The sequence below is a fragment of the Streptomyces sp. NPDC046870 genome (assembly GCF_040704595.1).
GTDB lineage: Bacteria > Actinomycetota > Actinomycetes > Streptomycetales > Streptomycetaceae > Streptomyces > Streptomyces argyrophylli.
In genome coordinates, this window is record NZ_JBEYXM010000001.1 from 569,037 (window position 1) to 595,605 (window position 26,569).

At 73.6% G+C, this 26,569-nt stretch carries 26 protein-coding genes; 17 read left to right on the top strand and 9 right to left on the bottom strand.

Annotation, left to right across the window (positions count from 1 at the left end):
• Nucleotides 1-151: 151 nt before the first annotated feature.
• The gene (locus tag AB0946_RS02530) at nucleotides 152-1,171 is read left to right on the top strand and encodes an aspartate-semialdehyde dehydrogenase (protein ID WP_366758781.1); all 1,020 of its coding nucleotides are present in this window, start codon (nucleotides 152-154) and stop codon (nucleotides 1,169-1,171) included.
• Nucleotides 1,172-1,260: 89 nt separating this feature from the next.
• Here AB0946_RS02530 and AB0946_RS02535 read toward each other — a convergent pair whose 3' ends face one another.
• A complete protein-coding gene (locus AB0946_RS02535; RefSeq protein WP_366758782.1) occupies nucleotides 1,261-1,737 on the bottom strand; it encodes a DUF1203 domain-containing protein in 477 nt (158 codons plus the stop codon).
• Nucleotides 1,738-1,849: 112 nt separating this feature from the next.
• Here AB0946_RS02535 and pepN point away from each other — a divergent pair, with 112 nt between their 5' ends.
• Entirely contained in the window at nucleotides 1,850-4,426 is a 2,577-nt protein-coding gene (pepN, locus tag AB0946_RS02540) for an aminopeptidase N (protein ID WP_366758783.1), read from the top strand.
• Between the two features lie 110 nt (nucleotides 4,427-4,536).
• On the opposite strand, the gene AB0946_RS02545 is transcribed toward pepN, so the two are convergent.
• Entirely contained in the window at nucleotides 4,537-4,836 is a 300-nt protein-coding gene (locus AB0946_RS02545; RefSeq protein WP_366758784.1) for a hypothetical protein, read from the bottom strand.
• A 354-nt stretch (nucleotides 4,837-5,190) separates the two neighbouring features.
• Between AB0946_RS02545 and AB0946_RS02550 the strand changes: the two genes are divergently transcribed.
• Nucleotides 5,191-5,691, top strand: coding sequence for a MarR family transcriptional regulator (locus AB0946_RS02550; RefSeq protein ID WP_366758785.1), 501 nt, complete (start codon nucleotides 5,191-5,193; stop codon nucleotides 5,689-5,691).
• A 27-nt stretch (nucleotides 5,692-5,718) separates the two neighbouring features.
• Here AB0946_RS02550 and AB0946_RS02555 read toward each other — a convergent pair whose 3' ends face one another.
• The gene (locus tag AB0946_RS02555) at nucleotides 5,719-7,248 is read right to left on the bottom strand and encodes an FAD-dependent monooxygenase (protein ID WP_366758786.1); all 1,530 of its coding nucleotides are present in this window, start codon (nucleotides 7,246-7,248) and stop codon (nucleotides 5,719-5,721) included.
• Between the two features lie 129 nt (nucleotides 7,249-7,377).
• Here AB0946_RS02555 and AB0946_RS02560 point away from each other — a divergent pair, with 129 nt between their 5' ends.
• Nucleotides 7,378-7,935, top strand: a complete 558-nt coding sequence (locus AB0946_RS02560) for a TetR family transcriptional regulator (protein WP_366758787.1) — start codon at nucleotides 7,378-7,380, stop codon at nucleotides 7,933-7,935.
• A 106-nt stretch (nucleotides 7,936-8,041) separates the two neighbouring features.
• On the opposite strand, the gene AB0946_RS02565 is transcribed toward AB0946_RS02560, so the two are convergent.
• The 3 genes from AB0946_RS02565 to AB0946_RS02575 form a co-directional block, all read right to left on the bottom strand.
• Nucleotides 8,042-8,323 carry a hypothetical protein gene (locus tag AB0946_RS02565; protein WP_171156272.1) on the bottom strand — a complete coding sequence of 94 codons (282 nt, stop codon included), beginning with the start codon at nucleotides 8,321-8,323 and terminating at the stop codon, nucleotides 8,042-8,044.
• A gap of 66 nt (nucleotides 8,324-8,389) precedes the next feature.
• On the bottom strand, nucleotides 8,390-10,462 hold the full coding sequence (gene malQ / locus AB0946_RS02570; RefSeq protein ID WP_366758788.1) for a 4-alpha-glucanotransferase: 2,073 nt from the start codon (nucleotides 10,460-10,462) through the stop codon (nucleotides 8,390-8,392).
• Nucleotides 10,463-10,708, bottom strand: coding sequence for a hypothetical protein (locus AB0946_RS02575; RefSeq protein WP_366758789.1), 246 nt, complete (start codon nucleotides 10,706-10,708; stop codon nucleotides 10,463-10,465).
• Between the two features lie 158 nt (nucleotides 10,709-10,866).
• On the opposite strand from AB0946_RS02575, the gene AB0946_RS02580 reads away from it, so the two are divergent.
• From AB0946_RS02580 to AB0946_RS02600, 5 genes are all read left to right on the top strand, one after another.
• Nucleotides 10,867-11,475, top strand: coding sequence for an RNA polymerase sigma factor (locus AB0946_RS02580; RefSeq protein ID WP_366759130.1), 609 nt, complete (start codon nucleotides 10,867-10,869; stop codon nucleotides 11,473-11,475).
• On the top strand, nucleotides 11,472-12,425 hold the full coding sequence (locus AB0946_RS02585; protein ID WP_366758790.1) for a zf-HC2 domain-containing protein: 954 nt from the start codon (nucleotides 11,472-11,474) through the stop codon (nucleotides 12,423-12,425). Before AB0946_RS02580 ends, AB0946_RS02585 begins: the two co-directional genes overlap by 4 nt.
• 177 nt (nucleotides 12,426-12,602) lie before the next feature.
• Nucleotides 12,603-13,373 carry an ABC transporter ATP-binding protein gene (locus AB0946_RS02590; protein WP_366758791.1) on the top strand — a complete coding sequence of 257 codons (771 nt, stop codon included), beginning with the start codon at nucleotides 12,603-12,605 and terminating at the stop codon, nucleotides 13,371-13,373.
• A complete protein-coding gene (locus AB0946_RS02595; RefSeq protein WP_366758792.1) occupies nucleotides 13,373-14,716 on the top strand; it encodes a hypothetical protein in 1,344 nt (447 codons plus the stop codon). The genes AB0946_RS02590 and AB0946_RS02595 overlap by 1 nt, the downstream gene beginning before the upstream one ends.
• Nucleotides 14,713-15,315, top strand: coding sequence for a hypothetical protein (locus AB0946_RS02600; RefSeq protein ID WP_366758793.1), 603 nt, complete (start codon nucleotides 14,713-14,715; stop codon nucleotides 15,313-15,315). Before AB0946_RS02595 ends, AB0946_RS02600 begins: the two co-directional genes overlap by 4 nt.
• 52 nt (nucleotides 15,316-15,367) lie before the next feature.
• On the opposite strand, the gene AB0946_RS02605 is transcribed toward AB0946_RS02600, so the two are convergent.
• A complete protein-coding gene (locus AB0946_RS02605; RefSeq protein WP_171156258.1) occupies nucleotides 15,368-15,904 on the bottom strand; it encodes an HNH endonuclease in 537 nt (178 codons plus the stop codon).
• 317 nt (nucleotides 15,905-16,221) lie between these two features.
• Between AB0946_RS02605 and AB0946_RS02610 the strand changes: the two genes are divergently transcribed.
• The gene (locus AB0946_RS02610; RefSeq protein WP_366758794.1) at nucleotides 16,222-17,334 is read left to right on the top strand and encodes a mechanosensitive ion channel family protein; all 1,113 of its coding nucleotides are present in this window, start codon (nucleotides 16,222-16,224) and stop codon (nucleotides 17,332-17,334) included.
• A 93-nt stretch (nucleotides 17,335-17,427) separates the two neighbouring features.
• On the opposite strand, the gene AB0946_RS02615 is transcribed toward AB0946_RS02610, so the two are convergent.
• Together AB0946_RS02615 and AB0946_RS02620 are read right to left on the bottom strand one after the other, a co-directional pair.
• On the bottom strand, nucleotides 17,428-18,039 hold the full coding sequence (locus AB0946_RS02615; RefSeq protein ID WP_366758795.1) for a hypothetical protein: 612 nt from the start codon (nucleotides 18,037-18,039) through the stop codon (nucleotides 17,428-17,430).
• Nucleotides 18,036-18,572, bottom strand: a complete 537-nt coding sequence (locus tag AB0946_RS02620; protein WP_366759131.1) for a hypothetical protein — start codon at nucleotides 18,570-18,572, stop codon at nucleotides 18,036-18,038. The genes AB0946_RS02615 and AB0946_RS02620 overlap by 4 nt, the downstream gene beginning before the upstream one ends.
• 238 nt (nucleotides 18,573-18,810) lie before the next feature.
• Here AB0946_RS02620 and AB0946_RS02625 point away from each other — a divergent pair, with 238 nt between their 5' ends.
• The 7 genes from AB0946_RS02625 to AB0946_RS02655 all read left to right on the top strand — a co-directional run bounded on the left by AB0946_RS02625 (nucleotide 18,811) and on the right by AB0946_RS02655 (nucleotide 26,541).
• Nucleotides 18,811-19,638, top strand: a complete 828-nt coding sequence (locus AB0946_RS02625) for a hypothetical protein (protein ID WP_366758796.1) — start codon at nucleotides 18,811-18,813, stop codon at nucleotides 19,636-19,638.
• A 218-nt stretch (nucleotides 19,639-19,856) separates the two neighbouring features.
• The gene (locus AB0946_RS02630; RefSeq protein WP_366758797.1) at nucleotides 19,857-21,068 is read left to right on the top strand and encodes an ROK family transcriptional regulator; all 1,212 of its coding nucleotides are present in this window, start codon (nucleotides 19,857-19,859) and stop codon (nucleotides 21,066-21,068) included.
• 42 nt (nucleotides 21,069-21,110) lie between these two features.
• Entirely contained in the window at nucleotides 21,111-22,454 is a 1,344-nt protein-coding gene (locus tag AB0946_RS02635) for an ABC transporter substrate-binding protein (RefSeq protein ID WP_366758798.1), read from the top strand.
• On the top strand, nucleotides 22,454-23,395 hold the full coding sequence (locus AB0946_RS02640) for a sugar ABC transporter permease (RefSeq protein WP_366758799.1): 942 nt from the start codon (nucleotides 22,454-22,456) through the stop codon (nucleotides 23,393-23,395). Before AB0946_RS02635 ends, AB0946_RS02640 begins: the two co-directional genes overlap by 1 nt.
• A gap of 2 nt (nucleotides 23,396-23,397) precedes the next feature.
• Nucleotides 23,398-24,291: a carbohydrate ABC transporter permease gene (locus AB0946_RS02645; RefSeq protein WP_366758800.1), complete on the top strand. Its 894-nt coding sequence runs from the start codon at nucleotides 23,398-23,400 to the stop codon at nucleotides 24,289-24,291.
• Nucleotides 24,292-24,298: 7 nt separating this feature from the next.
• Nucleotides 24,299-25,564, top strand: a complete 1,266-nt coding sequence (locus AB0946_RS02650) for a 6-phospho-beta-glucosidase (RefSeq protein WP_366758801.1) — start codon at nucleotides 24,299-24,301, stop codon at nucleotides 25,562-25,564.
• Nucleotides 25,555-26,541, top strand: a complete 987-nt coding sequence (locus AB0946_RS02655; RefSeq protein ID WP_366758802.1) for a BadF/BadG/BcrA/BcrD ATPase family protein — start codon at nucleotides 25,555-25,557, stop codon at nucleotides 26,539-26,541. The genes AB0946_RS02650 and AB0946_RS02655 overlap by 10 nt, the downstream gene beginning before the upstream one ends.
• Nucleotides 26,542-26,569: the final 28 nt, after the last annotated feature.

Consider the following 26,569-nt stretch of genomic DNA (forward strand, 5'->3'; position numbering starts at 1 on the left):
GCCGGGTGCCCGGCGGAGGTTGGGAACCGTCCGCCGGGTGGGCGTGTCCCATTCCTCGGGCACGCGGGACAAAGAATTGGACAGGTGGACCGGGGTCGGCCGCATGATGGAAACGCCCCGGTCAGGCAAGAGACACACAGAGGGAGTCACCGTGAGGGTCGGAATCGTCGGAGCCACCGGTCAGGTGGGCACGGTCATGCGCAGGATCCTCGCGGAGCGGAACTTCCCGGTCACCACGCTGCGCCTGTTCGCCTCGGCCCGTTCCGCCGGGACCGTGCTGGACGGCGTGACGGTGGAGGACGCGGCGACCGCCGACTACACCGGCCTGGACATCGTCCTCTTCTCGGCGGGCGGCGCGACCTCCAAGGCGCTGGCCGAAAAGGTCGCCTCCCAGGGCGCCGTCGTGATCGACAACTCCTCGGCCTGGCGCAAGGACCCCGAGGTCCCGCTGGTGGTCTCCGAGGTGAATCCGCACGCCATCGCCGACCGTCCCAAGGGCATCATCGCCAACCCGAACTGCACCACCATGGCCGCGATGCCGGTCCTCAAGCCGCTGCACGAGGAGGCCGGCCTGGAGGCGCTGGTCGTCGCCACCTACCAGGCGGTGTCCGGGTCGGGCCTCGCGGGCGTGGCCGAGCTGCACGGCCAGGTGCAGAAGGTGGCCGCCGAGGCGGACAGGCTCACCCACGACGGCGCGGCGGTCGACTTCCCCGAGCCGCACGTCTACAAGCGCCCCATCGCCTTCAACGTGCTGCCCTTCGCCGGCAACCTCGTCGACGACGGTCTCAACGAGACCGACGAGGAGCAGAAGCTGCGCAACGAGTCCCGCAAGATCCTGGAGATCCCCGGCCTGAAGGTCTCCGGCACCTGCGTGCGCGTGCCGGTCTTCTCCGGCCACTCCCTCCAGGTGAACGCCCGCTTCGCCCGCCCGCTCTCCCCGGAGCGCGCGATCGAGCTGCTGGCGAAGGCGCCGGGCGTGGCCCTCTCCGACATCCCGACCCCGCTCCAGGCCGCCGGCCAGGACCCGTCGTACGTCGGCCGGATCCGCCGCGACGAGACGGTGGACAACGGCCTGGCCCTGTTCGTCTCCAACGACAACCTCCGCAAGGGCGCCGCGCTGAACGCGGTCCAGATCGCGGAGCTGGTGGCGGCGGAGCTCTCGGCGAAGTAACCCGGTCACCGGCAAGGGAGAGGGGCGGCCCCGGGGGGCCGCCCCTTTTCCTTGCCCTGTCCGCGGCCCGAACGCCGCGCCCGCGTGGCCTACGCCCGTCGCACCTCGTACAGGAAGCACCCGTACTCCACCGCCCGTACGTGCGCCAGCGCCACCTCCGGGTCGGCGAAGGCCTCCGTCAGGGCCGGGGCGAAGGCGTCCGGGTGCTCCACCAGGCGACCGCCGAGGATGCGGCCGTCGGCCGAGTAGCGGCGCAGGACGCGGTGGGAGTTGGTGAAGGGCAGGGCGTCACCGGCCGGGCCGGGGCACTCACCGGCGTGGATGAAGACGGGGCCCTGCTCGTCGTAGGCACCCGGGTCGGCGCCGGTCCCGGCCGCCCAGCGGCGCAGCGGCGCGTACGAGACCAGGGCGATCCGCTCGCCGGGCAGGCTGTGGCGCAGGCAGCAGCGCAGCGGGGCGCCGCCCTCCTCGTCCGTCACCGGGACCGGCGGGCGGCCGGCGTCGTCGGCGGTGCGCAGCTCCTCGAGGACCTCGGCCGGGACGGGCCGTGCGGTGTACGTCGTCATGAGCCCAGCCTCCCGCCGCGGCGCCGCGCCGACCGGCGGGATACGGACATCGCGTTCCCCCTCGATCACATGGAAGGATGACGCAACCGACACATATCGAGGAGATGACCGCGTGCCTGGCACAAACCTGACTCGCGAAGAGGCGCAGCAGCGGGCCGAGCTGCTCACCGTTGACTCGTACGAGATCGATCTCGACCTCTCCGGCGCGCAGGAGGGCGGCACCTACCGGTCCGTGACCACGGTGCGCTTCGACGTGGCCCGCGGCGGTGCCGAGTCCTTCATCGACCTGGTGGCCCCGGCCGTCCACGAGGTGGTCCTCAACGGTGACCACCTGGACGCCTCCGCGGTCTTCAAGGACTCGCGGATCGCGCTGCCCGGGCTGCTGGAGGGGCCCAACGTCCTGCGGGTCGTCGCGGACTGCGCCTACACCAACACCGGCGAGGGCCTGCACAGGTTCGTCGACCCGGTCGACGACCAGGCCTACCTGTACACCCAGTTCGAGGTCCCGGACGCCCGCCGCGTCTTCGCGTCCTTCGAGCAGCCGGACCTGAAGGCCACCTTCCAGTTCACCGTGAAGGCGCCCGAGGGCTGGACGGTCATTTCCAACTCGCCGACCCCGGAGCCGAAGGACAACGTCTGGGTCTTCGCGCCGACCCCGCGGATCTCGACGTACATCACCGCGCTGATCGTCGGCCCGTACACTTCCGTGCACAGCGTGTACGAGAAGGACGGGCAGACCGTGCCGCTCGGCATCTACTGCCGGCCCTCGCTCGCCGAGTTCCTGGACTCCGACGCGATCTTCGAGGTCACGCGGCAGGGCTTCGACTGGTTCCAGGAGAAGTTCGACTACGCGTACCCGTTCGAGAAGTACGACCAGCTCTTCGTGCCCGAGTTCAACGCGGGCGCCATGGAGAACGCGGGCGCGGTCACCATCCGCGACCAGTACGTCTTCCGGTCCAAGGTGACCGACGCGGCGTACGAGGTCCGCGCGGAGACCATCCTGCACGAGCTGGCCCACATGTGGTTCGGCGACCTGGTCACCATGGAGTGGTGGAACGACCTGTGGCTGAACGAGTCGTTCGCCACCTACACCTCCATCGCCTGCCAGGCCGCGGCCCCCGGCTCGCGCTGGCCGCACTCGTGGACCACGTTCGCGAACTCGATGAAGACCTGGGCGTACCGGCAGGACCAGCTGCCGTCCACGCACCCGATCATGGCGGACATCCGCGACCTGGACGACGTCCTCGTCAACTTCGACGGCATCACGTACGCCAAGGGCGCCTCCGTGCTGAAGCAGCTCGTCGCCTACGTCGGCGAGGAGGAGTTCTTCAAGGGCGTGCAGGCGTACTTCAAGGCGCACGCGTTCGGCAACACGCGCCTGTCCGACCTGCTCGGCGCCCTGGAGAAGACCTCCGGCCGCGATCTGAAGACCTGGTCGAAGAAGTGGCTGGAGACGGCCGGGATCAACATCCTCCGCCCGGAGGTGGAGACCGACGCCGAGGGCGTGATCACGTCGTTCGCCGTCCGCCAGGAGGCTCCGGCGCTGCCGGCCGGCGCCAAGGGCGAGCCGACGCTGCGCCCGCACCGCATCGCGATCGGCCTCTACGACCTGTCCGACGCCGGCAAGCTGGTGCGCACCGAGCGGATCGAGCTGGACGTGGACGGCGAGCTGACCGCCGTACCGCAGCTGACGGGCACGCGCCGCCCGACGGTCATCCTGCTCAACGACGACGACCTGTCGTACGCCAAGGTCCGCCTGGACGAGGAGTCCCTGAAGGCCGTCACCGAGCACCTCGGCGACTTCGAGGCGTCCCTGCCGCGCGCCCTGTGCTGGGCGTCGGCCTGGGACATGACGCGGGACGCCGAGCTGGCCACCCGCGACTACCTCGCCCTGGTGCTGTCGGGCATCGGCAAGGAGTCCGACATCGGCGTGGTGCAGTCCCTGCACCGCCAGGTCAAGCTGGCCATCGACCTGTACGCCGCCCCGGCCGCCCGCGAGGCCCTGCTGACCCGCTGGACCGACGCCACGCTGGCGCACCTGCGCGCGGCGGAGCCGGGCAGCGACCACCAGCTCGCCTGGGCGCGTGCCTTCGCGGCGACCGCGCGCACCCCGGAGCAGCTCGACCTGCTGGAGGCCCTGCTCGACGGCACGCAGACCGTCGAGGGCCTGGCCGTCGACACCGAGCTGCGCTGGGCGTTCGTCCAGCGGCTCGCGGCGGTCGGCCGGTACGACGAGGCGGAGATCGCCAGCGAGTACGAGCGGGACAGGACGGCGGCCGGTGAGCGGCACGCGGCCACCGCGCGGGCGGCCCGCCCGACGGCGGAGGCGAAGGCGGAGGCCTGGTCCTCGGTCATCGACTCCGACAAGCTGCCGAACGCCGTGCAGGAGGCCGTCATCGGCGGCTTCGTGCAGACCGACCAGCGGGAGCTGCTCGCGCCCTACACGGACAAGTACTTCGAGGTCGTCAAGGGCATCTGGGACTCCCGTTCGCACGAGATCGCCCAGCAGATCGCGGTCGGCCTGTACCCGTCGGTCCAGGTCTTCGAGGAGACCCTGGCCAAGACGGACGCCTGGCTGGCCTCGGCCGAGCCGACCGCGGCCCTGCGCCGCCTCGTCTCGGAGTCCCGCGCAGGCGTCGAACGGGCCCTGAAGGCCCAGTCGGCGGACGCGGCGGGCGCCGCCGAGTAACGGCCGACGCGTATGCCGATGCCGGACGGGCTGGGCCCGTCCGGCATCGGGTGGGGTTCAGCGGTCCGGGACCGTCGTCGGTTCAGCGGTCCGGGACCGTCGATCGCCTGTCAGTTGACGACGACCACCACGGCGCCCCCGCCGTAGCCGGGGGCGAAGCCCGACCCGTAGAAGCCGGGTCCGTAGCCGTAGAAGCCGTTGCCGTACCCGTAGAAGCCGCTCCCGTAGAAGCCGCCGTTCCCGTAGCAGTTGTTGAACCCGAAGCCGCGGTCGAAGCAGCCGCGGTTGGTCGTGACCTGGTGCGGGGTGGCCGCCGAGGCCGTACCCGCCGTACCGATCGCGGCACCCCCCGCCAGGAGGACGCCGGCGGCGGATACCGCGAAGAGACGCCTCACGCTACGTGCTGTCATGGGCTACCTTCCTTCCACGCCCTCACGGGGTTTCCGGTCCGGGGGCGATGGCCGCCGCCGTGTGCGAACGAGGCACGGCGCGGTCGTAGGTGTTGCCGCGGGGACGAGCAGCAGACCTGGCCACGACGGCTGCCGGTCCCGGTCGTACGGGGCTCCGCGCCTGCGGCGGACACACCCCTGATCGCGGCCCTTTTACTTCACGCTAACCGGACTGCGGGCAGTCAGCATCTCGGGCAGCCACGGACCGTGACCGCCCGGCCGCCGCCGCTTCCGGCGCCAGGCCGCACAGGCTCGCTTAGCCGCAAGCTACTTAGCTTTCTTGCGGGTGAGCGGGGCGCGGTCGATACTCTGCGCATGCAGCCACAGCCCGCGGTCACCGTCGACGCGATCATCGAGCAGTGGGCGCGGGTGCGGCCGGACCTGGACACCCGGGCCATGGAGGTCTTCGGCCGGATCTTCCGGCTCTCGCGCGTGATGGGCGACCGGCTGGAGAGGGCCTTCAAGCCCTACGGCCTCTCCCGCGGCGAGTTCGACGTCCTGGCCACCCTGCGCCGGTCGGGCGAGCCGTACACCCTCTCGCCCAGCGAGCTGTCGGCCACGCTCATGCTCACCACCGGCGGGATGACCGGCCGGCTCGACAAGCTGGAGCGCGCCGGACTGCTGCGCCGCTCCCCCGACCCGCACGACCGGCGCGGGCTGAGGGTGAGCCTCACCGAGGAGGGGCTGCGGCTGATCGACGAGGCGGTGGACGACGGACTGGCACAGGAGAGCACCGCCCTGTCCGCGCTGGACGCCGCGGAGGCCGACCAGCTGGCCGGCCTGCTGCGGAAGCTGCTGGACGCGACGGCCGAGTAGCCGCCCGCAGCCGTCACCGCGCTTCACTCACCGCACGCCGCCCGGCGTGCGGCCGGCAGGGCCGAGGTGACGGGCCAGCGCCGCCTCGATCCCTGCCGCGTCGGCCGAGTCGGCGGCCCAGGCCGCGTAGCCGTCGGGGCGCACCAGCACGGTGGTACGCCGGCCGCTCGCCCACCGGGCCACGGCCAGCCGGTCCGCGCGGCCGGCCCCCGCCTCGTGCGGCTCCGGGGTGATCAGCACGAACCGGCCGCCGCGCAGCGCCTCGTACAGCCGGCCGCCGCCGGCCAGGTCCACGTCCGGGACACGGGCGCCGGTGAGCGGGTGGGCGCCGCGGGGCGCGGGGTAGCGGTAGCCGATGCCGGTGAGCCGGCCGGCGGCCCTGCGCCGGGCCGGGCCGACGGCGCCGAGGAACGCGGTGAGGGCGCCGCGCGCCGCCAGCGTCCAGGGGCGCCTGGCCATGGCGAGGCGGACGATCCCGCCGCTGCTGCGCAGCACCGCCCGGCCGACGGGGTGCCGTTCGGCCTGGTAGGTGTCGAGCAGCGCGGGGTCCGCGTGCCCGGCGGCCACCGCGGCGAGCTTCCAGCTCAGGTTCGCGGCGTCCTGCAGCCCGGTGTTCATGCCCTGGCCGCCCGCCGGGGTGTGCACGTGCGCGGCGTCCCCGGCCAGGAAGACCCGCCCGGCCCGGTAGGCCGGCGCCTGGCGCTCGTCGCTGTGGAAGCGGGACATCCAGCGGGCGTCGTGCATCCCGAAGTCCCGGCCGAGGGCGAGGCGGGTGATCTCCTTGATCTCGGCCAGGTCGAGCGGCTCGCTGTCCGGGACGTCGCGGCCCCGGTGCCAGCCGATCACCCGGTGGTAGCCGTCGCCGAAGGGCGCGAGGAAGGCGAAGGCGTCGCCGACCGCGTTGACCGTCAGCAGGCTCGGTGGCTGCTCGGCGAGCCGGACGTCGGCGAGCACGACGGACCGGATCACCGACCGGCCCGGGAACGGCAGCCCGACCGCCTGCCGCACGGCGCTGCGCATGCCGTCCGCGCCGACGACGTACGCGGCCCGCAGCGTCTCGGTACGGCCCCGCGGCCCGACGGCCTCGACCGTCACCCCGTCCGCGTCCTGGGTGAGCCCGGTCAGCTCGGTCTCGTACCGGAACTCGGCCCCGGCCTCGGCCGCCCGCCGCTCCAGCGCCCTCTCGACCTCGTACTGCGGGAGGACGAGGAGGTGGCGGTAACGGGAGGGCAGCGTGGAGAGGTCGAGGGTGAGCCGGCCGAAGAGGCGGAGCCGGTCCAAGGGCTGTCCCACGGACTCCAGGCCGTCGGCGAGGCCCCGGGCGTCGAGCTGTTCGAGGGTGCGGGCGTGCAGGACGAAGGCGCGCGAGAGGTTGCTGATCCCGTGCGGGCGCTTCTCGACGACGGTGACGGGGACACCGGCACCGGCGAGGTCACCGGCGAGGAGGAGTCCGGTGGGGCCGGAGCCGACGACGAGGACACGCGAGGCGGGGGTGCCGGTGCTGCCGTCCGTGCCGCTGCTGCGGGTTGTGCCGGTGGAGCCCGTGGTGCCGGTCATGGTGGCCTCCTGGGATGCCTACACCTGTTGGCCAACGGGCGTTGGTCAACGCTTGTTGGCAACGGTAGGCCCGACCCACAGAGGAGTCAACACTTGTTGGCCAACACCGGTTGGCCTACGCTCGTTGGCATGACAGCACGCCGCTCCGACGCCACCCGCGCCGCCATCCTCGACGCCGCCCGCGACCGCTTCGCCGCCGACGGCTACGAGCGGGCCACCATCCGGGCCATCGCCAGGGACGCCCGGATCGACCCGTCCATGGTGATGCGGTACTTCGGCAGCAAGGAGGGCCTGTTCGCCGCGGCCGTGGCGCTCGATCTGCGGCTGCCCGACCTGGCGCCGGTGCCCCGCGAGGAGGTGGGCCGCACGCTGGTCGGCCACTTCGTCGACCTGTGGGAGGAGAACGACGAGCTGACGGCCGTCCTGCGGGTCGGGGCCACCAACGAGGCCGGGGCCGAGCGGATGCAGGGCATCTTCCGGGAGCAGCTGCTGCCGGTGGCCCGCCAGGTGTGCCCGGACCCCGAGCAGGTCCCCGCGCGGGCCGCGCTGTGCGCCGCCCAGCTCCTCGGGCTGGCCCTCACCCGCTATGTGCTGCGCCTGCCGCCGGCCCGCGCGCTGCACCGCGAGGAGCTGGTGGCGTGGCTGGGCCCGACGGTACAGCGGTATCTGACCGCGCCGAGCCCCTGACCGGCCGGGCGGGGACGAACGCCGGGGGCGCCGGTCCCACCCGGGTACGGCGTGCGCGCGTACCGACGGGAGGACCGGCGCCCCCGGCGAACGGACCGACGGTCGCTCAGGCCTTGGCCCGGGCGTCGGACTGGACGTTGATGTTGGACGAGGTGGTGTCCTTCTTGGCCCGGGACTTGTCGAGGGCCATCACCAGACCGGCGATGACCAGGAACAGCACCACCGGGGCGAAGACGTAGAGGCCCAGCGTCTCGATGACGCTCAGGCCCTTGCCGGGGTCGTCACCGTCGTCGCGGGTCAGCGCGAGCGCGGGGGACGACATGAGCAGCATCATCAGCGTCGTACCGGCGGCCAGGGCGCCGGCGCGCAGGGCGTTCTTCTTGTCCACGGAATCACGTTAGCGAACCGCCGTCGGGGCCGCGCGGCCGGGGTGCCCGTACGGGGGCGGGGGCGGTCAGCGCAGCACCTCCAGCAGGGCCTTGAGCCGGGGCGAGGCCACCAGTTCCTCCAGCGGTACCGGGCGGCCGTCGGCGTCGGCGACCGGCAGCCGCCAGTTCGGGTACTGGTCCCAGGTGCCCGGCAGGTTCTGCGGGCGGCGGTCGCCGACGCCGTCCGGGAGCCAGACGCCGACCAGCCGGGCGGGGGTGCGCAGCAGGAAGCGGTGGACGGCGCGGATCTCCTCCTCCTCGTCGGAGCCGGGCGGTCCGGCCGCCGGGCTGTCCAGCAGACCGAGGCTGCCGAGCAGGGCGAGCCACTCCGCGGTGTCGGCGGCGGCCTCCGCGCGTTCCTCGGCGGCCGAACGGGTGAGCAGGCCGAGGCGGTCGCGCAGCTCGACGTGGTCGCCGGTGAGCCGGGCGGCGGTGGGCGGCAGGTCGTGGGTGGTGGCGGTGGCCAGGCAGTCGGCGCGCCAGCGGTCGGGCGGCAGCGGGTGGCCGTCGCCCTCCCAGTCCCGTTCGAACCAGAGCACGGAGGTGCCGAGCACCCCGCGCCGCTGGAGCGTCTCGCGCACGCCGGGTTCGACGGTGCCGAGGTCCTCGCCGATCACGACGGCGCCCGCGCGGGTCGCCTCCAGGGTCAGGACCGCGAGCATGGCCTCGGCGTCGTAGCGGACGTAGGTGCCCTCGGTGGGCGGGCTGCCCTGGGGGACCCACCAGAGCCGGAACAGGCCCATGACGTGGTCGATGCGCAGCGCGCCGGCGTAGCGGAACAGGGCGCGCAGGAGGTCGCGGTAGGGGGCGTGGCCGGTCGCGGCGAGCCGGTCGGGGCGCCAGGGCGGCAGGCCCCAGTCCTGGCCGCGGGCGTTGAAGGCGTCGGGCGGGGCGCCGACGGACATCCCGGCGGCGAACACGTCCTGCTGGGCCCAGGCGTCGGCACCGGCCGGGTGCACGCCGACGGCGAGGTCGTGCACGATCCCGACCGGCATGCCGGCCTCGCGGGCGGCGCGCTGGGCGGCGCGCAGCTGGCCGTCGGTGAGCCAGGCGAGACGGGTGTGGAACTCCACCCGGTCGGCGAGGTCCCGCCGGGCCCGGGCGGTGGCGGCCGAGCGGGGGTCGCGCAGCCCGTCCGGCCAGTGGTGCCAGTCGGAGCCGTGGACCTCGGCGAGGGCGCACCAGGTGGCGTGGTCGTCCAGGGCCCGGCCGTGGGTGGCGCGGAAGGCGTCGTAGGCGGCCTGGCGGCCGGGCCCGAGGGGGACCCGCGCGACCAGCTCCAGCGCCTCCCGCTTCAGCTCCCACACGGCGTCGCGGTCGATGAGGGCGCCCTTCTCCAGGACGGCGGCGCGCAGCCGCCCGGCCCGCTCCAGCAGTCCGGCGAGCCGCTCGCGGTCCTCGGTGTACGCGTATTCGGGGACGTCCTCGACCCGCAGGTGGACGGGGTCGGGGAAGCGCCGGGAGCAGGGGCGGTACGGGGAGGGGTCGGTGGGGGCGCCGGGTACGGCCGCGTGCAGCGGGTTGACCTGGACGAACCCGGCGCCGGCGGTGCGTCCGGCCCAGCCGGCCAGCTCGGCGAGGTCGGCGAGGTCGCCCATGCCCCAGGAGCGGTGGGAGAGCAGGGAGTAGAGCTGGACGAGGAGGCCGTAGGAGCGGCCGGGCGGGGCGGGCAGCCGGTCCGGGGCGACGACGAGACACGCCTCACCGGTCCGCCCGTCGGGCGCGGTGGCGGTCAGCCGGTGGACACCCGGCGGGAGATCGTCGGCGCCGTCCCGTTCCGCACCGTCCTCGGTCTCGACGCGCAGCCGGGTGCCGGGGGGCAGTGCGGTGAGGGCGGCGGGCGGTTCCTCGCCGGCCCACTGGACCACCGTCGGCGGCAGCAGGCGCTCGCGCAGTTCGCGTTCCCGGGCGGCGAGGGCGGCGCGCACGGCGTCCGGGCCGGCCGCGTCGACGCCGAGGGCGGCGAGGGCGGCGGTCACGGCGGAGGCGGAGACCTGGACGGTGCGGTCCGGGGCGGGGCGGTAGGAGGTGGCGACCCCGTGCAGCTCGGCGAGCCGGGCGAGGTCCTCGGTGGGGTGCTCGTCGGGCGCCGCGGCCATCTACAGCCCCGGCGCGAAGGAGTCCGGGACCGGGTCGGACTCGCTGGTCAGCGGGGCGGCCTCGGCGAGCGGGGGCTCGCTGGTCAGGGGCTCGGCGTCGGGCAGCGGCGGCTCGCTGGTCAGCGGTGCCTGCGCACAGGCGCTCTCCGCGCTGAACACGCACAGCGACGTCGTACCGGTCTCGGCGGACGGCTCCGCCACGGGTTTGAGCTGGGCCGGGATCGTGAGTCGGGCCGGTGCGGCCACGGGGGCCTCCTAGGGGGGGTGCGCGGATGGTGCGGCTCGGACGGGTCACGGCAGGCCTACCCCGTGAGCCCGCGGCCACGCGCGGCAAAAGGACGGCGCCGGGGTGATCCGTCACCGGTCCGGTGATCGATAGAGGAGGTGTGAGACTGTTCCGCCCCGTGGGGGGCCAGCGGGAGAAGGACGACGGGAGCGGCGGGGACGCGGCCCTGTTGCGGGCCGTCGCGCGGGGGGACGCCACCGCGATGGCCGCCCTGTACGACCGGCACGCCGGGTGGCTGCACGCGCGGCTGACCCGCCGGTGTGCCGATCCCGAGCTGGTGCGGGAGGTGCTCCAGGACACGTTCGTCACGGTGTGGCGGTCGGCGGCCGGGCATCGCGGGCAGGAGGCGGGCGGCTGGCTGTGGACGATCGCCGCGCGCCGGCTGGTCGACGCGCGGCGGGTCCAGGAGCGGACCACGCGGGTCGCGGAACCGCTGCCGGAGCCGGAGTCCTCCGGGCGGTACGGGTCCGCCGCCGCGCCGTCCGCCGAGGACCGGGTGCTGGCGGGTCTGGAGTACGGCGACGTGGGCACCGCGCTGGACCGGATCTCCCCCGAGCTGCGTGAGGTGCTGCGGGCGACGGTCGTCGACGGGCTGAGCACCCGTGAGGCGGCCCGGCTCCTCGGCATCCCGGAGGGCACCGTCAAGTCCCGGGCCCGCCGCGCCCGCGTGGAACTGCGCGAAGCGCTGGCCCAGCTGAACCCGTCCCCGTTGGGAGGCACGGCATGACCCACCGCGACAGCCACCCGTGGCACGTCCCCGGCGACCAGGTGACCCGCTACGCCGAGGGCACGCTGCCGGACCGGGACGCCTGGTCCCTGGAGAAACACGTGGAGGACTGCACGAGGTGCGCGTCCCGGGTGTCGGCCGTGGTCGGCGGCACGGCGGCGGGGACGGTACTGGCGGCGGTACGGGCGGCCGTACTGGAGTCGGCGCCGGGGGCAGCCGTCGCGGCGGAGGAGGTGCCCGGCCCGGCGGTGCGGACGCCCGCGCCGGCGGCGGCCGTACCGGTGCGGACTCCGGCGGGGGCGGCCGGCAGGCGGTCCGTCGTGTCGCGGACGGCCCGGCTGCTGTGGGCCGCCGGGCCCGCCGTGCGCGGGGCCTGGCTGCCGGCCGTGCTGGGCGTGGCCGTGGCCGCGCCGGCGCTGTCGTACGGGGCCGGGTTCCCGGGGGCACGCGCGCTGCTGCTGGCCATCGCTCCGGTGGTGCCCGTCGCCGGGGTCACCCTGTCCTACGGTCCGCACGCGGACCCCCTGCACGAGGTCACCGCGGCCACACCGGGCGGCGGGCTGCGGCTCGCCCTCACCCGTACGGTCGCCGTGCTCGCGGTGAGCCTGCCGCTGCTGACGCTCACCGGGCTGCTGCTGCCCGCCTCCGGCGCCCCGGCCGCGGCGGCCTGGCTGCTGCCCGGGCTGGCGCTGGCGCTGGCCTCGCTGGCCCTGGCCTCCTTCGTCGGGTGCCGGGCGGCGGCCGGGGTGACGGGCGGCGGCTGGCTGTGCGCCGTGCTGACGCCGGTGGCCGTCGCGCCGGGCGGTGCGGCGACCCTGCGGCTGGCCGAACAGCTCTCCCGCTGTCTGGACGGCGTCGCCGCGCAGGGCGCGTGGGCGGCGGCGGCCGTCCTGAGCGCGGCCCTGCTGACGGCGCGGCGTCCGGCGTACGACCGCCCGCTGCGCCCGTGACGACACCCTCACCGCTTCCCCCGGCGAGCCGGGCTGCCACCGCGGTTGCCTGCGACCACACCGCATGACCACCGGTTGACCCGCCCCTGACCCCCCTGCCCGATGCCGCGCCCATGCGCGCCCCCGACCGCACCGGGACCCCGCCGTCGGGTCCCCGTGCCCTCCCCTGGAGAGACGATGAGTTCCATACGTGTGACCGGCCTGCGGGTCCGGCACCGCAAGACGCTCGCCCTCGATGCGCTCGACCTGGTGCTCGGCACCGGGGTGCACGGGCTGCTGGGGCCGAACGGGGCCGGGAAGACCTCGCTGATCCGGGTGCTCGCCACGGTGGCGCGGCCGGACGCCGGCCGGGTGGAGCTGCTCGGGCAGGACACCGCCGGTCACCGCGGGCTGGCCGGGGTGCGGCGCCGGCTGGGCTATCTGCCGCAGGAGTTCGGCTACTACCCGGGGTTCACGGTGCGGGAGTTCGTGGCGTACGTGGCCTGGCTGAAGGAGATGCCGGCGGCGGACGTGCCGGCGGCCGTGGAGCGGGCGGTGGCCCGGGTCGGCCTCGCGGACCGTATCGACGCCAGGGTCCGGACGCTGTCCGGCGGCATGGTCCGCCGGGTCGGCATCGCGCAGGCCATCGTCAACGACCCCGCCGTGCTGCTGCTGGACGAGCCGACCGCCGGTCTGGACCCGGAACAGCGGGTGGAGTTCCGGGAGCTGCTGCGCGCGCTGGGCGCCTCGGCGACGGTGGTGGTCTCCACCCACCTGGTGGAGGACGTGGCCGCCGCCTGCACCGAGGTCACCCTGCTGGACGCGGGCCGGATCGCGTACCGGGGCACGCCCGGGGCGCTGACCCGGCTCGGCGAGGCGTCGGACGGGCCGGGTGACCATCCGATCGAGCGCGGGTACACGGCGGCGCTGCGGGCGCACCGCGCGCCGGGTGCGCGGGAGGCGGTGTGATGGCCCTCGTCACCGAGCACGTGACGGAGCCGGAGGCGGTCCCGCGCGCGCCGCATCCGCTGCGCGCCGAGTGGGTGCGGGGTTTCGCGCCGTGGGCCGGGGCCGCGGTGCTGCTCACGGCCGGTCTGACGCTGTGGGGGAAGGCGGACCAGTGGCAGGGCGGGTGGTCGGAGACCGCCGGCCAGGCGCACTCGGTGATGCTGATCGCCCTTCCGCTGGCCGCGGCGGCGGGCTGCTGGCAGGGCGGCCGGGAGCGCCGGCGCCGTACCGAGGAGCTGTGGGGGACGACCGTACGGCCGCCGCTGACGCGGCTGCTGGCCGCGGCACTGCCCGTGGCGGTCTGGGTGGCCGTGGGTTACCTGCTGACCGTGGCCCTGGCCCAGCTCGCCACCTGGCCCTACGCCCAGGGCGACCGTCCCCGTCTGGCGCTGCTGCCCGGGGACACGGCCGCCATGGCGGCGGGCGCGCTGACCGGGCACGTGGTGGGCCGGGCGGTGCCGACGCGGCTCGCGGCGCCGCTGCTCGCGATGGCCGGCTATGTGGGCCTCGGGACGGTGACGGCCGGCCGCTCGGCCCCCGGCCGGGCCCTGAGTCCCACCGTCTGGCCCCTGGACGGCTGGCTGCCCGTGTGGTGGCAGCCGTGGGCCATGGCGGTGTGGACCGGTGGCCTGGCGGTCGCCGCGGCGCTGGCGTACGCGGCCCGGCGCCGGGTGACCGCGCTGCTGCCGCTGGCCGCCGCGCTGGCCGCGGGCACGCTGCTCGTGCAGACCGGGAACGGCCTGTGGCACGCCGACCCGATCGCCCGCCGCCAGGTGTGCGACACCTCCACCACCCCGGCGGTGTGCGTCAACGCACGGTACGCCGGGATGCTCCCGCAGGTCAGGGACGCGCTGTCGGGGATCACGGGCAAGCTGCACGGCGTGCGGAACCTGCCGGTGCGGTGGGCGGACCGGGGCGGTGCCCCGCGGGCCGGCGAGGCCCGGCTGCCGGGCATCACCCCGCTGGGCTGGTCGGCCGTACGGGGGCGGCTGACCGATCCGGAGCAGTTCGCGTGGGAGGCCGTCGCCGCGCTGGAGGGCTACGACTGTCCCGAGCGGGCCTCGACGGCGCGGGAGCTCAAGGCGGACGACGCGGTGGAGTACTACCTCGCGCCGACCTCGGCGCAGAAGGCGATCGACGAGGACGACGCCCGGGGCGACCCGGCCCGGCGCGCCGACCTGCGCGAACGCCGGGCCGCGCGGGCGAGGCTGGCCGGCATGGACGAGCGGACGCGCCGTGAGTGGCTGTCGGCCTACTTCGCGGCCCGCGCCGACTGCGACGCCGAGGGGGTGCCGGCCCTGTGAACGGACTCCTCCTGTACGCCCGCTCCCGTGCGCTGCCCGCCACGCTGGCCGCGCTCACCGGCACCGCCGCCTTCGCCCTGTGGGCCGCCGGCCGGCTGGACGCCTACCTCGATCCCGACCGCCGGGTGCCGATCGTCGCGCTGGCGCCGCTGCTGGCGTCGGCGGTGATCGGGGCGAGCCTGTACAGCGCCTCGGACGAGCTGGACCGCACAGCGGTGCGCCGCTGGTGGCCGCGCCGGCTGGGCCAGCTGACGGTCCTGGCCGCGCTGGCGGCGCTGCTGGTCGTCCCGGCCGTGCTCGGCCACGCGGACACCTTCGGCCCGCCCGCCGTCATCCGCAACACCCTGGGCTGCACGGGCGTCACCGCGACGGCGGCCGTCCTGCTGGGCGCACGCCTGAGCTGGCTCCCCGCGTTCGCCTACGTGACGGCCGTGTACCTGGGCTCGTCCGCCGCCCGTGGCCGCGCGGCCACGGTGTGGGCCTGGCCGATGCAGCCGGGCGCCCAGCCGGGAGCGTGGGCGGTGGCCCTGGCCGCGTTCGCGCTGGGCGCCGCCCTGTACGCGGCGCGCGGCGCCCGCCCGGAGGGGGCCGGCGGCTAGGTTCGGCCGGCGCACCCCCTTCTTGCAGGCGTGCGAACAAACCGGCCCGGATCTAGGCGGAGATGCCGTCGATCCGGGCCAGGGCGTCGTCCGCGCCGTACGGCTGCAAGTACGGCAACCAGCGCGGGTCACGATGTCCCGTGCCGATGATCCGCCAGGCCAGCCCCGTCGGCGGAGCCGGTTTGTGGCGCAGCCGCCAGCCCAGTTCCACGAGGTGGCGGTCGGCCTTGACGTGGTTGCAGCGGCGGCAGGACGCCACCACGTTGTCCCAGACGTGCTTGCCCCCGCGACTGCGCGGGATGACGTGGTCGACGCTGGTTGCGACGCCACCGCAGTACATGCACCGGCCCCCGTCGCGCGCGAACAGCGCACGGCGGGTCAGTGGAACAGGCCCCCGGTAGGGGACCCGGACGAATCGCTTGAGCCGGACCACGCTGGGTGCGGGGAGGGTGACGGTCGCGCTGTGCATATAGGCGCCGGATTCCTCGAGGGAGACCGCCTTGTTCTCCAGGACGAGGATGAGCGCGCGGCGGAGCGGTACGACGCCGAGCGGCTCGTACGACGCGTTGAGGACCAGGACATGCGGCACGGGTGCCTCCTTGGGCGTCGGCGGCGCGTGGCTCGCGCCGGGACGATCTGCAGTCAGTCTCTCCTCATGCCTGGCGGACGCGCCACCATGTCCCGGTAACGGGCTGGGAGTGTTTTCGACCACATCCTGATTCATCCCCCGGATCATGGCCTGTTCAAGCCCGCGTGAGTCGCGTCTCTCCCGCACGCCTCCTGTGCGGATCGGCACGGGGCATACACAATGCCCCGTTAGTGTGGTGGTCCTGTCCGTCCGGTGACCTTTTCGTGACCTTGACCGCCCGCCGGCACGGACCGCGCAGCACCTGGGAGGTACCTGCCGTGTCGTCCCTGCCCGCCGCCGTCCTGGCCGTCGGCGCATCGCCGTCTCCTTCGCCGTCGCCGTCGGGATCGACGGCCCCGGCCGTGCCGACGCTCCAGGACGCCCAGGAGAGCGCGACGAACGCGGCGAGCTGGGTCGAGCAGAACTGGTCGACATGGCTCGCGATGGGTCTGCAGATCCTGCTGGTCCTGGTCATAGCGGTGGCGCTGCGGGCGGTGGTGCGGCGGGCGATCACCAAGCTGATCGAGCGGATGAACCGCACCGTGCAGGCCGTGGACGGCAGTGCGCTGGGCGGGCTGCTGGTGAACGCCGAGCGGCGGCGGCAGCGGGCGGCGGCGATCGGTTCGGTGCTGCGGTCGGTGGCGAGCTTCCTGATCCTCGGCACGGCCGCGCTGATGGTGCTGGGCACCTTCAAGATCAACCTGGCGCCGCTGCTGGCGTCGGCCGGTGTCGCGGGCGTCGCGATCGGTTTCGGCGCGCGGAACCTGGTCACGGACTTCCTGTCCGGCGTGTTCATGATCCTGGAGGACCAGTACGGCGTCGGGGACGTGATCGACGCGGGGGTGGCGACCGGCGAGGTGATCGAGGTCGGGCTGCGCGTGACCAAGCTGCGCGGCGACAACGGGGAGATCTGGTACGTCCGCAACGGCGAGGTCAAGCGGATCGGCAACCTGTCCCAGGGCTGGGCGACGGCCGGGGTCGACGTGACCGTGCGGGCGAGCGAGGACCTGGACCGGGTGAAGGCCACGCTGGACGAGGTCGCCGAGAAGATGGGCAAGGAAGAGCCCTGGAATGAGTTGCTGTGGAGCCCGATCGAGGTGCTCGGACTGGACTCGGTGCTGATCGACCACATGGTGGTCCGGGTCTCGGCCAGGACGATGCCGGGCAAGTCGGTCACGGTGGAGCGGGAGCTGCGCTGGCGGATCAAGCGGGCGTTCGACGCGGCGAGCATCCGCATCGTCGGCGGTGCGACGGCCGTCGAGGACCAGCAGGACGCCCCCGACCCGACGGCCGCGGTCGCGGCCCCGGTGGTGTACTCCGACGCGGACTCCCCGCAGTCGGCGACGGCCACCCCGATAGTCCCGCAGCGGTCGGCGGCCCCGGGGAAGTAGAAGCAACGGAACGGTTCGGGTGGGCCTTGGTGCGATCGCCGCGCGCCCTGCCCCTCCCCGCCCCCTGCCCCACCCTCGGCACAGCGCCCTTCCTCAGCGACTGAGCGGGCCGCAGGCCAGCCGGTAGGCCTCGCGGACCCATGTCTCCCCGCCGGGGTCGGTGCCGCAGGACAGGGACGCGCCCTGGGCGCCGGTGAGCCAGGTCGTGACGCTGCCGTAGTGCGTGCCGTCGGGGCAGCGCACGGCGAAGCTCGCGTCCACCACCTTCACGGCCTCCGCGGTGACGAAGCGTCCGGCGCCGTCGAAGTCGATCCGGTCGTGGTGCCGGGGATGGTGCGCGGTGCTCTCCCCCGGAGCCGTCAGGTCGCTCGTGTCGTAGCCCAGGTGCCGCGCGAGCGAGGCCATCACCCGCCGCCGGGGCACCTCCGCGCCGCTCGTCCGGACCGACGCGACGATCGTGCGCACGGGCTCGTTCCGGAAGGTGGTCCATCCGTCGTCCTTGCCGAGCGTGACCACCGGGGAGACACCGGTGAGCCGCGTCTCCTGCCGTACGGTGCCCCAGCGGAAGGCGCCGGAGCCGCAGGACGGCGCCGCGGAGGGCTGCGCCCGGGGCACCGCCCGCGTGGGACGCGGCTGCTGTGCCGTGCACGCCACCGCTCCCAGCAGCAGCACCGCCAGCCCCGTCGCCGCTCGGCCCCGTCTCACCCGGTCTCCCCCAGTCTCGCCACCTGGCACAGTGCCACGAACGCACTCGCCGCACGCTGCCCCGGCATCCCCGTCGGCCCCTGGTCCGCGCGCAGCAGGATCCGGGCCTCACCCGACGACCGGTCCACCGTCAGGGAGCCGGTGACGGCGTGCCGGCCGCGGAACGGGCGCCACCGGAAGTCCCACGCCCCTACCCCGCCCGTCACGTCGTACGCCCGCTCGGACGCGGCGATCCCGGCCCGCAGCCGCTCCGCCTCCCCCGCGGGGAACGCCCGTTCCTGCGTGGCCCGGAGGGCGTCCACGGTGACCGGGATGCCGGTGCCGCGCGCCCGGCGGACCAGGGCGGCGTACACGTGGAGGGCGGCGAGCAGGCTGAAGACGGCCCATACGAGCAGGGTGCCGACGAGGTCTTCGGCGAGCGACCGGGACGCGTCCCCGTCCACGACGTCGCCCAGGCACACCGTCGCCGGCAGGGGCGCGAAGCCGGACACCGTGGCCAGCCACAGCCTCCAGAGCAGCCTCCGGTCGACCATCCCCACCGCGCCCCGTCCCCCCGCATCCGTTCGTCGCTCGAATGTAGGGCTACTGACCAGCGGAAACCACATCCGTGACGCACTCGTGACGCGCCCTTGACCCTCGCCCGCACGCAGATCGTCTTCACAGGAACCCCGCGTTCCCTCCGCATCCGGTGATCCTCTAGGGTCGCCTCCACTACGGGCCCTTGTTCTGAGCGCGACGCCGCCCGGGGGCCCGTCTCGAATGTGGGGAAACATGCGCAAGCTCGCCATCGGCACCGCCCTGTCCGGTGCCCTGGCCCTGGCCGGCCTGGCCGCGCCCGCCGCGTCGGCGGCCGGTACGCCGGACCTGACGTTCACCGGTGTGACCGTGAACAAGGGCAAGCCGATCGTGGTCGGCGCCGTCAAGGCGGTGAACGTGCCGGTGTCGTACACCCTGACCCGGCCGAAGGACCTGGTCATCGACCAGGAGAAGACGGTGCAGGCCGTGCTGCTGTACCGCGGCACGCTCAAGTCGCCCGACAACGAGCTGGGCCCGCGCGAGGCGCCCGTCTGCACCACCGAAGCCACGACGGAGACGACCGTCACCGAGGACTGCACCGAGACGATCGTCGCCGTTCCGGACCAGGAGCTGTACGAGGCCGCCGACGCCGGCACCTGGAAGGCCGCCGGTGTCTACGCGCACAGCGACGGCAGCGCCTCGGACGACTACCTGCACAGCGAGAACGACCTCACCATGTGGGGCAACCTCGCGTCGACGCAGGTCAAGCGCGCCGCCCGGCTCACCGTGGACGCCGCCCCGGAGCCCGTCGTCAAGGGCCGGACGCTGACCGTCAAGGGCAAGCTGACCCGCGCCACCTGGGCGACCGGCACGTACACCGGGTACAAGGGCCAGAAGGTCGTCCTGCAGTTCAAGGCGGACGGCGGCGCGTACGCGAACGTCAGGACGCTCACCTCCGGCACCGGTGGCGCCCTGTCCACGACGGTGAAGGCGGGCAGGAGCGGCACCTACCGCTTCGTCTTCGCCGGCACGTCCACCACGGACGCGAAGACGTCCGCCGGTGACCACGTGACCGTGAAGTAGCCCCGGGCACTCCCCGTACCGCAGCGCCCCCGAGGTAACGACTCTGTTGCCTCGGGGGCGTTGTCTATTGACGCCCCCTTCGTCCTCGGCTTACGTTCCTCCCACCCCAATAGGAAAGTTTCCTAACAGTGATCTCCCGGGCGGCCGTTGATCAAGACTGGACGTCATGCCCAGGTCACTGAAAAGCTGAGTGGCTGGAAAGGCAGGTGTCGACCCCCATGGCAGGAACCGCCGGTACGCCGGGCACCCCGCGCGTCCTGCGCGCCATGAACGACCGCGCCGCCCTGGACCTGCTGCTGGAGCACGGGCCGCTGTCGCGCACCCGGATCGGCAAGCTCACCGGCCTGTCCAAGCCCACCGCCTCCCAGCTGCTGGCCCGCCTGGAAGCGGCCGGACTGGTGCGCGTCACCGGCACCAGCGAGGGCCGGCCGGGCCCCAACGCCCAGCTGTACGCGATCAACCCCACGGCCGCGTACGCCGCCGGGCTCGACGTCACCCCGCACCGCATCCGGGCCGCCGTCGCCGACATCACCGGCCGCACGGTCGGCGAGTACGAGCTGCCCACCCCCGGCCGGCGCCCGGCGCACCCCGTCGTCCGGCAGGTCACCGACGCCCTCGACGGCGCCGTCAAGGCCGCCGGGCTCGCCCGGTCCGACGTGCACCGGCTGGTCATCGGCACGCCCGGCGCCTTCGACCCCAACACCGGGCGGCTGCGCTACGCCTCCCACCTGCCGGGCTGGCATTCCCCCGCGCTGCTCGAAGACCTCGCGGCGGCCCTGCCGATGCCGGTCGAGTACGAGAACGACGTCAACCTCGTCGCCATCGCCGAACAGCGGCTCGGCGCGGCCCGCGGCCACGCGGACTTCGTGCTGCTGTGGAACCAGGAGGGCCTCGGCGCGGCCCTGGTCCTCGGCGGCCGGCTGCACCGCGGCTGGACGGGCGGCGCCGGCGAGGTCGGCTTCCTGCCGGTGCCGGGCACCCCGCTGGTCCGGCAGGTCACCAAGGCCAACAGCGGCGGCTACCAGGAGCTGGCCGGCTCCCAGGCGCTGCCGAAGCTGGCCCGGGAGCTCGGTGTCGAGGACGTGCCCACGGGCCCGTACACCGAGGCCGCCACCACGCTCGTCGCCCGCGCCGCCGACCACGCGAGCGGCCCGCACCGGGAACTGCTCCAGACCTACGCCACCCGGCTGGCCACCGGCCTCGCCTCGCTCGTCTCCGTCCTCGATCCCGAACTCGTCGTCCTCAGCGGCTCCGCCCTGACGGCCGGCGGCGAGGTGCTGCGCGCCCTCGTCCAGGCCGAGCTGGAGGAGCTGGCCGCGGCCCGGCCCCGGCTGGTCGTCGGCGACGTCCACGAACACCCCGTGCTGCGCGGCGCGCTGGAGTCCGCGCTCGCCGCCACCCGCGACGAGGTCTTCGACACCTCGCGCTGAGCGCCCCCTCTTTCCCGACCCGTCCCCCTGGGAGACCTCGCCATGCCCACAGCCATACCCGGAGTCGCCCGAAAAGCGGCCTTTGTCCTGACCGCCTCCGCCGTGCTCCTCACCGCCGCGTGTACCGGCCAGTCCGACTCCGGTGCCACCGACGATCCCTCGCAGGACACGACGATCAACTTCTGGCACGCCTGGAGCGCGCCGAACGAGGTGAAGGCCGTCAAGTCCCTGGTCGCCGGCTTCGAGCGCGCGCACCCCAACATCCACGTGAACGTCGTCGGCAACATGACCGACGACAAGATCAACCAGGCGCTGCGGGCCGGCGGCGAGAAGGCCCCGGACGTGATCTCGTCGTTCACCACCAACAACGTGGGCAAGTTCTGCTCCTCGGGTGCGCTGGTGGACCTCAACCCGTTCTTCCAGAAGTCCGGGATCGACCCGGAGAAGACGTTCCCCAAGCCGATGAACGAGTACACCCAGTTCGACGGCGACCGCTGCACGGTGCCGCTCCTCGGTGACGCGTACGGGCTCTACTACAACAAGACGGCGTTCGAGAAGGCCGGCATCGCGCATCCGCCGAAGACCTGGTCCGAATTCGAGGCGGACGCCAAAAAACTGACGATACCTCAGGGCAGCGGGTACAAGCAGCTCGGGTTCATGCCGAACTACCACGGCTGGGAGTCCACCACCGAGCACTACCTGGGCCAGTTCTCACCGACGTACTTCGACAAGAACGGCAAGTCCAACCTCGCCAAGGACCCCGCGTTCGAGAAGGGCTTCACACTCCAGAAGAAGCTCGTGGACGAACTCGGCGGGTTCGAGAAGCTGGAGAGGTTCCGCGCCACGCTGGGCGACGAGTGGGGCCCCAAGCACCCCTTCCACACCGGCCAGGTCGCCATGCAGCTCGACGGCGAGTGGCGGCTCGGGATGGCCGAGGAGGCGAAGCCGAAGTTCGAGATCGGCGTCGCCCCGCTGCCCGTCCCCGACGACCAGGCCGGCCAGTACGGCAAGGGCTACATCACCGGCACCATCGCGGGCATCGCCGCCACCAGCCACAAGCGGAACGCGGCCTGGGAACTGGTGAAGTACATGACCACGGACACGGACGCGGTGGTCGGCTTCGCCAACGACATCCACAACGTGCCCTCCACGCTGGCAGCGCTGAAGTCGCCGAAGCTGAAGTACGACCCGCGGTTCAAGACCTTCCTGGACATCGCCGCCAACCCGCACTCCACCACCACTCCCGCCTCGATCAACGGCGGTGTGTACCTGGTGACGATCCAGCAGTTCGGCTACGACTACGAGAGCGGCAAGGCCACCGATCTCAAGGCCGGGCTGGAGAAGACGGCCGCGCAGATCGACACGGACATCGCGCAGGCCCAGTGATGAGCGCCGTGACCCTCGCGTCGAAACGCCGGCGCTCGGCCCTGCGCACGCTCGCCTTCATGTCGCCGTGGCTCATCGGCTTCGCGGTCTTCTTCGCCTACCCGCTGATCTCCACGGTCTACTTCTCCTTCATGCACTACGACGGCTTCCGGCCGCCGACGTGGAGCGGCGGGAAGAACTGGACGTACGTCTTCGAGCACTACCCGCTGTTCTGGCCCGCGCTGCGCAACACACTGTGGCTGGTCGTGGTCATGGTGAGCCTGCGGGTGCTGTTCGGGCTTGGCGTCGGACTGCTCATCACCAAAATCAAGACCGCCACGGGCGTCTTCCGCACCCTGTTCTACCTGCCGTACCTGGCCCCGCCGGTCGCGGCCACCATGGCCTTCGCGTTCCTGCTCAACCCCGGTACCGGCCCGGTGAACTCGTTGCTGGAGAAGGCCGGGCTGCCGGCACCGGGCTGGTTCAACGACCCCACGTGGTCCAAGCCGGCGCTGACCCTGCTGGCGCTGTGGGGCGTCGGCGACCTGATGGTCATCTTCATGGCCGCGCTGCTCGACGTACCGACGGAGCAGTACGAGGCGGCGGAGCTGGACGGCGCCTCGGCCTGGCAGCGCTTCCGCTACGTGACCCTGCCGAACATCTCCCCGATCGTGATGTTCGCCGTCGTCACCGGCGTCATCCAGACCATGCAGTACTACACGCAGCCGCTGGTCGCCGGGAAGGTCGCCTCCGGGGTGATCCAGGGCGCCGGCACCCAGTTCGAGCCCGGCTACCCCGACAAGTCCACGCTCACCCTCCCCCAGCTCGTCTACAACCTCGGCTTCCAGCGCTTCGACTACGGCTCGGCGTGCGTGGTGGCGCTGGTGCTGTTCGCCCTGTCGATGGCGTTCACCGCGCTGCTGATGCGGCGCCGCGGCGGCCTGATCCAGGCAGGTGACTGACCATGACCCAGGTACTGGACCGGCCGGTGAAGCCGGCACCGCTCGCCACCGGAGCCGAGCGCACCGCCCGGCGCCGGGCGGTGCTGGAGTGGATCGCGGTCCACTCGCTCGGCGTCGCCGCCGCGCTGTTCTTCACGCTGCCGTTCGTGTTCGTGTTCCTGACCTCGCTGATGAGCGACAGCCAGGCCCTCAGCCGGGACCTGATCCCGCACACCTGGCAGTGGGGCAACTACCGCAAGGTCTTCGACACCCCCGGCTTCCTCACCTGGTGGAAGAACACGCTGCTCTACGCCGGTCTCGGCACCGTGCTCACCGTGGTCTCCTCGATCCCGGTGGCGTACGCGCTCGCCAAGTTCCGCTTCCGGGGCCGCAACCTGTCCCTCATGCTGGTGATCTCGATGATGATGCTGCCCCCGCAGGTGGTCGTCATCCCGATGTACCTCTTCTGGGCGAAACAGCTGGACCTGTCGGGCACGCTGTGGCCGCTGATCGTCCCGATGGCGTTCGGCGACGCGTTCTCCATCTTCCTGCTGCGCCAGTTCCTGATGACGATCCCGAACGAGTACCTGGACGCGGCGAAGGTGGACGGCTGCGGCGACCTGCGCACCCTGCTGCGGGTCGTGCTGCCCATGGCGAGGCCGGGCATCGCCGCCGTCGCCCTCTTCCAGTTCTTCTACGCCTGGAACGACTACTTCGGCCCGCAGATCTACGCCTCCGAGAACCCCGGCGCCTGGACGCTGTCCTACGGCCTGGAGTCCTTCAAGGGCGCCCACCACACCGACTGGAACCTCACCATGGCCGCCACCGTGCTGGTCATGGCCCCCGTGATCCTCGTGTTCTTCTTCGCCCAGAAGGCGTTCGTCGAGGGCGTCACCCTCACCGGAGTAAAGGGTTGAACTGGCTATGAAACTCACCGTGGTCGGCGGCGGCTCGACCTACACACCGGAACTCATCGACGGCTTCGCGCGCCTCAGGGACACCCTGCCCGTCGAGGAGCTCGTCCTGGTCGACCCGGCCGGGGACCGGCTCGAACTGGTCGGCGGCCTCGCCCGGCGGATCTTCGCCAAGCAGGGCCACGGCGGCCGGATCGTCACGACGTCCGACCTGGACGCGGGCGTCGACGGCGCCGACGCCGTCCTGCTCCAGCTGCGCGTCGGGGGTCAGGCGGCCCGGCAGCAGGACGAGACCTGGCCGCTGGAGTGCGGCTGCGTCGGCCAGGAGACCACCGGCGCGGGCGGCCTGGCGAAGGCCCTGCGCACCGTCCCGGTGGTCCTGGACATCGCCGAACGGGTCCGCCGCGGCAACCCGCGCGCGTGGATCATCGACTTCACCAACCCGGTCGGCATCGTCACGCGCGCCCTGCTCCAGGCCGGGCACCGGGCGGTCGGCCTGTGCAACGTGGCGATCGGCTTCCAGCGCAAGTTCGCGGCGCTGCTGGGCTGCGCCCCGGCGGATGTGCACCTGGCCCATGTGGGCCTGAACCACCTCACCTGGGAAACCGGTGTGCGTCTGGGCGGACCGGAGGGCGAGAACGTCCTGCCGAAGCTGCTGGCCGAGCACGGCGAGGCCATCGCCGACGACGTCCGCCTGCCCCGCCCGCTGCTGGACCGCCTCGGTGCCGTCCCCTCCTACTACCTGCGCTACTACTACGCGCACGACGAGGTCGTCCGGGAGCAGCGCACGAAGCCCTCGCGGGCGGCCGAGGTGGCGGCGATGGAGCGCGAGCTCCTGGCGATGTACGGCGACCCGGCCCTGGACGAGAAGCCGGCCCTGCTGGCCAAGCGCGGCGGCGCCTTCTACTCGGAGGCGGCCGTGGACCTGGCGGCGGCTCTGCTCGGCGGCGGGGGCAGCCCCTACCAGGTGGTGAACGCGCTCAACAGGGGAACACTGCCCTTCCTCCCGGACGACGCGGTGATCGAGGTGCAGGCGGCGGTCGGCCCGGCCGGGCCCGTCCCGCTCCCGGTCCCCGCCCTGGACCCGCTCTTCTCGGGGCTGATCGCGAACGTGACGGCCTACGAGGACCTGGCCCTGGAGGCCGCCCTGCGCGGCGGCCGGGACCGCGTCTTCCGCGCGCTGCTCGCCCACCCCCTGATCGGCCAGTACGCGTACGCCGACGCCCTCACCGACCAGCTGATCGCACACAACCGGGAGCACCTCGCGTGGGCCTGACCGCACCTGACCCGCTGACGGTCCTCGCCATCGACGCGGGCAACAGCAAGACCGACGTGGCCGTGGTCACCGCCGCCGGTGAGGTGCTGGCCACGGCTCGCGGCGGCGGTTTCCGGCCGCCGGCGGTGGGCGTGGCCGCGGCGCTGGACGCGCTGGCGGAACCGGTGGCCCGGGCGTTCGCGGAGGCCGGGGTCAGCTCCGTCAGCCATGTCGCGGCCTGCCTCGCCAACGCCGATCTGCCGGTGGAGGAGGAGCAGTTGGCGGCCGCGCTGCACGCGCGCGCGTGGGGCGCGTCGGTGGAGGTCCGCAACGACACCTTCGCGATCCTGCGCGCGGGCGTCGCCGAGCCGCGCGGGGTGGCGGTGGTGTGCGGCGCGGGCATCAACTGCGTGGGCATGCGGCCCGACGGCCGTACCGCCCGCTTCCCGGCCATCGGCCGCATCTCCGGCGACTGGGGCGGCGGCTGGGGCCTGGCGGAGGAGGCCCTGTGGCACGCGGCCCGCGCGGAGGACGGGCGCGGCGGGCCGACCTCGCTGGCCCGCACCCTGCCCGCGCACTTCGGCCTGCCGACCATGTACGCCCTCATCGAGGCGCTGCACCTGGAGCACCTGGACCACGACCGCCGGCACGAGCTGACCCCGGTGCTGTTCGCCACGGCGGCGGACGGCGACCCGGTGGCCCGCGCGCTCGTCAACCGGCTCGCGGAGGAGGTCACGGTGATGGCCACGGTCGCCCTGACCCGCCTGGACCTGCTGGAGGAGGAGACCCCGGTGCTGCTCGGCGGCAGCGTCCTCACCGCCGGCCACCCCCAGCTGAACGACACCGTCCGCGCCCTGCTCGCGGCCCGCGCCCCCAAGGCCGACGTCCGCGTGGTGACGGCCAGCCCGGTCCTGGGGGCGGTCCTCCTGGGCCTGGACCGGCTGGGGGCGGACGCGGGGGCGCGGGAGCGGGCGCGGGGCCACTGGGAGGCGGGCTGACCCTAGAGTCGTCCCCGGGGCGGAGCGG

Excerpts from the sequence above, each read along its gene's own strand:
- AB0946_RS02535 (WP_366758782.1), bottom strand. The coding sequence starts at position 1,737 with ATGACGACGTACACCGCACGGCCCGTCCCGGCCGAGGTCCTCGAGGAG.
- AB0946_RS02545 (WP_366758784.1), bottom strand. The coding sequence starts at position 4,836 with ATGACAGCACGTAGCGTGAGGCGTCTCTTCGCGGTATCCGCCGCCGGC.
- AB0946_RS02550 (WP_366758785.1), top strand. The coding sequence starts at position 5,191 with ATGCAGCCACAGCCCGCGGTCACCGTCGACGCGATCATCGAGCAGTGG.
- AB0946_RS02555 (WP_366758786.1), bottom strand. The coding sequence starts at position 7,248 with ATGACCGGCACCACGGGCTCCACCGGCACAACCCGCAGCAGCGGCACG.
- AB0946_RS02560 (WP_366758787.1), top strand. The coding sequence starts at position 7,378 with ATGACAGCACGCCGCTCCGACGCCACCCGCGCCGCCATCCTCGACGCC.
- malQ (WP_366758788.1), bottom strand. The coding sequence starts at position 10,462 with ATGGCCGCGGCGCCCGACGAGCACCCCACCGAGGACCTCGCCCGGCTC.
- AB0946_RS02585 (WP_366758790.1), top strand. The coding sequence starts at position 11,472 with ATGACCCACCGCGACAGCCACCCGTGGCACGTCCCCGGCGACCAGGTG.
- AB0946_RS02590 (WP_366758791.1), top strand. The coding sequence starts at position 12,603 with ATGAGTTCCATACGTGTGACCGGCCTGCGGGTCCGGCACCGCAAGACG.
- AB0946_RS02595 (WP_366758792.1), top strand. The coding sequence starts at position 13,373 with ATGGCCCTCGTCACCGAGCACGTGACGGAGCCGGAGGCGGTCCCGCGC.
- AB0946_RS02620 (WP_366759131.1), bottom strand. The coding sequence starts at position 18,572 with ATGGTCGACCGGAGGCTGCTCTGGAGGCTGTGGCTGGCCACGGTGTCC.
- AB0946_RS02625 (WP_366758796.1), top strand. The coding sequence starts at position 18,811 with ATGCGCAAGCTCGCCATCGGCACCGCCCTGTCCGGTGCCCTGGCCCTG.
- AB0946_RS02630 (WP_366758797.1), top strand. The coding sequence starts at position 19,857 with ATGGCAGGAACCGCCGGTACGCCGGGCACCCCGCGCGTCCTGCGCGCC.
- AB0946_RS02635 (WP_366758798.1), top strand. The coding sequence starts at position 21,111 with ATGCCCACAGCCATACCCGGAGTCGCCCGAAAAGCGGCCTTTGTCCTG.
- AB0946_RS02640 (WP_366758799.1), top strand. The coding sequence starts at position 22,454 with ATGAGCGCCGTGACCCTCGCGTCGAAACGCCGGCGCTCGGCCCTGCGC.
- AB0946_RS02645 (WP_366758800.1), top strand. The coding sequence starts at position 23,398 with ATGACCCAGGTACTGGACCGGCCGGTGAAGCCGGCACCGCTCGCCACC.
- AB0946_RS02650 (WP_366758801.1), top strand. The coding sequence starts at position 24,299 with ATGAAACTCACCGTGGTCGGCGGCGGCTCGACCTACACACCGGAACTC.